The sequence below is a fragment of the Hymenobacter setariae genome (genome assembly GCF_007713685.1).
Taxonomy (GTDB): domain Bacteria; phylum Bacteroidota; class Bacteroidia; order Cytophagales; family Hymenobacteraceae; genus Hymenobacter; species Hymenobacter setariae.
Genome location: NZ_VMRJ01000011.1, coordinates 1 through 4,790 on the forward strand (window position 1 = coordinate 1; position 4,790 = coordinate 4,790).

Consider the following 4,790-nt stretch of genomic DNA (forward strand, 5'->3'; position numbering starts at 1 on the left):
CGGTCCGTGCTGACTGCACGCTTCCAAACACGTCACTTCTTCCGAACTCAACTCGGTGGCAGGTCGTCGCATGCCGCAAGCTACCAATTGCGCACTATACGCTTACTTCTGTATGGCTACTTAACCAATGCGATAAGTAATGAATACAGAGCCTTGGCCCTGTTTTGATTAGGACCTGATAACTGAATCTTATCAGGTCTTTACTGGTCAAAGTAGCGACGTTGTTTACTCATTGCAACCTATTTGGGGTGAGTTAATACAGAATCTCATTGACTGTTTGAGTTCGATTTTTAATAATTATTTATGAATATATAATATCTTAAAATACCATACCTACTCCGACTCGTTTGCAACGCCCAAGCTTTAGCTTTTTGCACCTTCATTGACACGGCGGTAGTTCTGTGGTGCATGGCTTATAGTGTGGCAAACTCATGGCTTTCACTACCTCCAGCGCCTGGATTCTCCGGCTGATTATCACTTTCTGCGGGCACACTTGCAGGCTCACATGCCGCTTACCGATGAGTGCTTTGCGAATTTCCAGCCTTACCAGCACTTTTTGCGCAAGTACCTCGGTATCGCGCAGCAAGTGCCGCAGCATTTTATTGCCTCTTACCTGGGTAGCACGCCCGAATGGCTGAGCCGTGTGGGGCGGCAGCTATAAGCATTGCCAAGCGGCTGAGCTTCGCCCTGGCAGCGCCGCCTGCTCGGCTGCCCTTACGCGTGGCCCTGGCTAATTGCCCGGTATTCAGTGGGCGTCATGTGCTCCAACCGTCGAAACATGCGGGTGAAGTAGGCCAGGTTGCTAAAGCCTGCCTTGAAGCAAATCTCGGTAATGCTGATGGCAAGGTTTTGCAGGCAGCGCTTGGCCAGCCGCATCCGGGCCTTGATGATGTAGTCGATGGGCGAGAGGCCGAACTCCTGCTTGAAGGCGCGGAAGAAATTGGCTTGGCTCATGCAGGCCTGCGTGCTCAGCTCCTCGACACTGATTTTCTGGGCCAGGTTCTCCTTGATGTACTGCAGGGTGTGGGCAAAGCGGTTGGAGGAGGCCAGCACGGCCGTGTTGTGCTCGGTCAGGTGCAGGCGCTGCAGCTGCATGAGGCGCAGCAGCAGCTCCTTCACCGCAAAGTCAGCCAGCATGTCCTTGTTCTGGGAACCATCGAAGCCAATGCGTACTAGCTTGATGATGAGGGCTGTAATCTCTTCGTTGTTATAAAAAGCGTGCTGGCTGAGGCTGAGGTGCCACGGCTCGCCGTCGGTGCGCGGGTAAAACGCGTTGAGGTAATTGACCGTGTCGATGACTTGCAGCCGGTCGATGGCCAGGGCTACGCACTGAGTTGGCGTTTCGTCAGAGGCCTCGGGGAAGTCAATCAGCATTTTTAGGTTTGGGGGCACGACCATGGTATGGCCGGGCAGGTAGGCAAAGGCCTGCTGGTCGCGCAGGTGCATTACTTTTTTGCCGCGCAGCATGTTGGTCAGCACCAGGTCGCTGTACGACTGCGCTACCTGGTCACCGGGGGCCAGCGTTTCGAGGATGCTCAGCTCGTACTTCTCCAGCGTCTGCACCCGGCGGTGGTCGATGAGCGTGGTGAACTCGTGGGGGGCAGTGAGCGGGATGGAAGGCAGCAAGGGACCAGGGGCGAAAAGCAGGTGGAAAAGAAGGCGGATGGCAGCGACCAATGCGAAGCTTACGCAACGGCGGGCGCCCTAATAACCTGTCGGCAGGCCAAAAATGTTCTTGGCGAGGAGACTGCCACCGATTACGCGCCTTGTGCAAGCCCCTGCTTTTTGGGCCGGCCGGGGGCGGCCATTGGCAAACGCCTCCCCCATCCGCGCCAGCCAAAAAACGTCCTTTGCCTTACCAAAACAGCCGGACCACCCCTAGAGACAGTCCGGCTGAGAGCTGAGCAGGTGAGCTACCTAGGCAGCGGCCGTTTCGGTTTTGACTTTTGGTTTGGTGCTCGGAATCAGGTTGTGGGGGTTAATCACAAACTTGCGCGCCACGCCTTTATCAAATTCCGCGTAGCCTTTCGGCGCGTCGTCAAGGCTGATAATTTCCACATTCACGGCCTTGGCAATCTGGATTTTATCGTAGAGAATGGCCTGCATGAGCTGGCGGTTATAGCTCATCACGGGCGTTTGGCCAGTGTGGAAGGAGTGGCTCTTGGCCCAGCCTAGGCCGAAGCGAATGCTCAGGTTGCCGGTTTTGGCAGCGGCTTCCTTGGCGCCGGGGTCGTCAGTGACGTACAGGCCGGGGATGCCGATGGCACCGCCCGCGCGGGTGATTTCCATGAGCGAGTTGAGCACGGCAGCCGGCACCTCTACCTTGGCCTGCGCGCCGTGGCCGCTGGCCTCAAAGCCCACGCAGTCGATAGAGCAGTCGATTTCGGGCACGCCCAAAATCTGGGTGATTTGCTCGGCCAGACTGGCGTCTTCGTTCAGGTCTACCGTTTCGCAGCCAAACGAGCGGGCGTGCGCTAGGCGCGCTTTGTTCATGTCGCCTACTATCACCACTGCGGCCCCTAGCAGCTGCGCCGACGCGGCGGCAGCCAGGCCCACCGGGCCCGCGCCGGCCACGTACACCGTGCGGCCAGGGCCCACGCCCGCCTTTACGGCGCCGTGGAAGCCGGTGGGAAAAATGTCGCTTAGCATGGTCAGGTCGCGGATTTTTTCCATCGCCTGGTCCTTATTGGGAAACTTGAGCAGGTTGAAATCGGCGTAAGGCACCATGACGTATTCGGCCTGGCCGCCTACCCAGCCGCCCATGTCCACGTAGCCGTAGGCACCACCAGCGCGGCCCTCGTTCACGGTCAGGCAGATACCGGTTTGCTGCTCTTTGCAGGTGCGGCAACGGCCGCAAGCCACGTTGAAGGGTACCGATACGAGGTCGCCCACCTGGAGGAATTCCACGTCGGCCCCTACCTCAATGACTTCGCCCGTGATTTCGTGACCCAGCACCAGGCCGGCGGGGGCCGTGGTCCGCCCGCGCACCATGTGCTGGTCGGAGCCGCAGATGTTGGTGGATACGACCTTCAGAATCACGCCGTGGACTATCTTCTTGCCCTTGGGGTTTTTCAGCTCAGGAAAATCAATGCTTTGCACCTCGACTTTGCCGGGGCCCAGGTAAACAACGCCTCTGTTGCTAGCCATATTGAGTTGGGTGGTTTTAGAGAATAAAAGGAAAAAGCGGCGGGCCCAGCCAGCCAGGCCCGCCGCTTTTTCCTGAACATGGAGAACGCTGCCTTACTGGCCGGCCACGGCGTTTGAGCCCGCTTCGGCTACGGTATGGTCGTTCTCGACCGTGTCGCCCGAGACGCCAATGGCGCCGATGATTTTGCCGCTGCCGTCCTTGATGGGCAGGCCACCGGGGAAGGTGATGAGGCCGCCGTTCGAGACCTCAATATTGAAGAGCGGGCCGCCGGGCTGGCTGGCCTGGCCAAGGTCACCGGTGGGCATATCGAAGAAGCGGGCCGTCTTAGCCTTCTTAATCGAAATGTCGAGTGAGCCGAGCCAGGCGTCGTCCATGCGGGCAAACGCCACGAGGTTGGCGCCGGCATCGACGATGGCAATGTTCATCTTGACGCCTATTTCGAGCGATTTTTGGTAGGCTGCCTGCACGGCAGCCTGCGCCTGTTCGAGGGAAATACCCATGGGTGTGGAGGGGAATAAGGTGGGAATGTAGCAAGGCCAGCCGGGGTAGCAGGCTGCCGTATGAACCAGGCTCCCTACTGGACGGTTGCGCCAAATCATAAGATTGCTAGGATTATGCAGTACTTTGCGAGGATAGTGCTAGTCCCCTCCGCCTAGTCTGGGGCTGGTTGTTACCGGGCGCTGAGGCCGACGGGTGCGGCGGCAGCCGTGGCGTACCCTGGCCCGGCATTCGCAGGCACCTCGCCGAGTTGTTTAGGGGCGGCCTCCTCATTTCATTTGGCTGGCTATAAAGCGCTAGCCCCTGGGGCAACACCTTGTTTTCAGGCCTCACCGCCCGCACTTCTTCCCCTATGATAATGCACGGGGGTAGGCCGCCGAGGGACCTTTGTCATGTTCTCTCGCTAGTAGAGAATCCTGAGGATATGGTCTTTTTGTCCAGCCACTAGTTGCGTCCGTCCATGTTAATCCTTTCGGAGAGGCAGCACCTTTGTTATGTCAATTCACCCAACCCCCACTTCCATGAAGAATGTAGGATTGCTGGTCCGGCTCGAAGCGAAGCCCGGTAAAGAGCAGGCAGTACTCGATTTTTTGACGGGCGCTCTGCCCCTGGCTCAGCAAGAGCCGGCTACCATAACCTGGTATGCTATTCAACTGGCGCCGGCCACCTTCGGTATCTTTGATACCTTTCCGGATGAAGCAGGCCGGCAGGCGCATCTTAACGGCCCTATTGCCGCTGCGTTGATGGCCCATGCGGCCGACTTGCTGGCCGTGCCGCCTGTTATTGAACAAGTAGCTATCTTGGCTGCCAAATAATTGCCAGCCCCTAAAGCGACCTATGCCCAGGCATGGGTCGCTTTAGGGGCCGGTGGGCAGGCAGTCCAGTTGGCTAGCTAGTATTCTCCTCACGCGATGGCGATTGACTGTCTCCTGCTAACGCATCCGCACACGGGTGAATTAGCGTTTCGAAGCTACTCCTTTAGCGACGATACCCCGTTTAATTACTTGCAACGCAATAATTATGGGGTGGTCTAGTTACGCTGGACAGTTTAGGGCGTTAAGTTGAAGGAGCTGTTGGTGAGTATGATAGGGTGTCTGATAGCCGATACTGGAGTGTAGGCGCTCGTGATTATAATAATCAAAAT

5 protein-coding genes are annotated in these 4,790 nt (G+C 57.5%); 2 read left to right on the forward strand and 3 right to left on the reverse strand.

From position 1 onward, the window contains the following. Positions 1-418: 418 nt before the first annotated feature. Positions 419-661 (forward strand): hypothetical protein, encoded by a 243-nt coding sequence (locus FNT36_RS25785; protein WP_089334452.1) that lies wholly within the window; start codon positions 419-421, stop codon positions 659-661. 53 nt (positions 662-714) lie between these two features. On the opposite strand, the gene FNT36_RS25215 is transcribed toward FNT36_RS25785, so the two are convergent. From FNT36_RS25215 to FNT36_RS25225, 3 genes are all read right to left on the reverse strand, one after another. After that, positions 715-1,626, reverse strand: coding sequence for an AraC family transcriptional regulator (locus tag FNT36_RS25215; protein WP_233636223.1), 912 nt, complete (start codon positions 1,624-1,626; stop codon positions 715-717). Positions 1,627-1,917: 291 nt separating this feature from the next. Then, the gene (gene fdhA / locus FNT36_RS25220) at positions 1,918-3,147 is read right to left on the reverse strand and encodes a formaldehyde dehydrogenase, glutathione-independent (protein WP_089334450.1); all 1,230 of its coding nucleotides are present in this window, start codon (positions 3,145-3,147) and stop codon (positions 1,918-1,920) included. 93 nt (positions 3,148-3,240) lie between these two features. Continuing rightward, positions 3,241-3,648: a GlcG/HbpS family heme-binding protein gene (locus FNT36_RS25225; RefSeq protein WP_089334453.1), complete on the reverse strand. Its 408-nt coding sequence runs from the start codon at positions 3,646-3,648 to the stop codon at positions 3,241-3,243. Between the two features lie 492 nt (positions 3,649-4,140). On the opposite strand from FNT36_RS25225, the gene FNT36_RS25230 reads away from it, so the two are divergent. After that, a complete protein-coding gene (locus FNT36_RS25230) occupies positions 4,141-4,461 on the forward strand; it encodes an antibiotic biosynthesis monooxygenase (RefSeq protein ID WP_233636224.1) in 321 nt (106 codons plus the stop codon). Positions 4,462-4,790 lie beyond the last annotated feature (329 nt).

Excerpts from the sequence above, each read along its gene's own strand:
- fdhA (WP_089334450.1), bottom strand. The coding sequence starts at position 3,147 with ATGGCTAGCAACAGAGGCGTTGTTTACCTGGGCCCCGGCAAAGTCGAG.
- FNT36_RS25225 (WP_089334453.1), bottom strand. The coding sequence starts at position 3,648 with ATGGGTATTTCCCTCGAACAGGCGCAGGCTGCCGTGCAGGCAGCCTAC.
- FNT36_RS25230 (WP_233636224.1), top strand. The coding sequence starts at position 4,141 with ATGTCAATTCACCCAACCCCCACTTCCATGAAGAATGTAGGATTGCTG.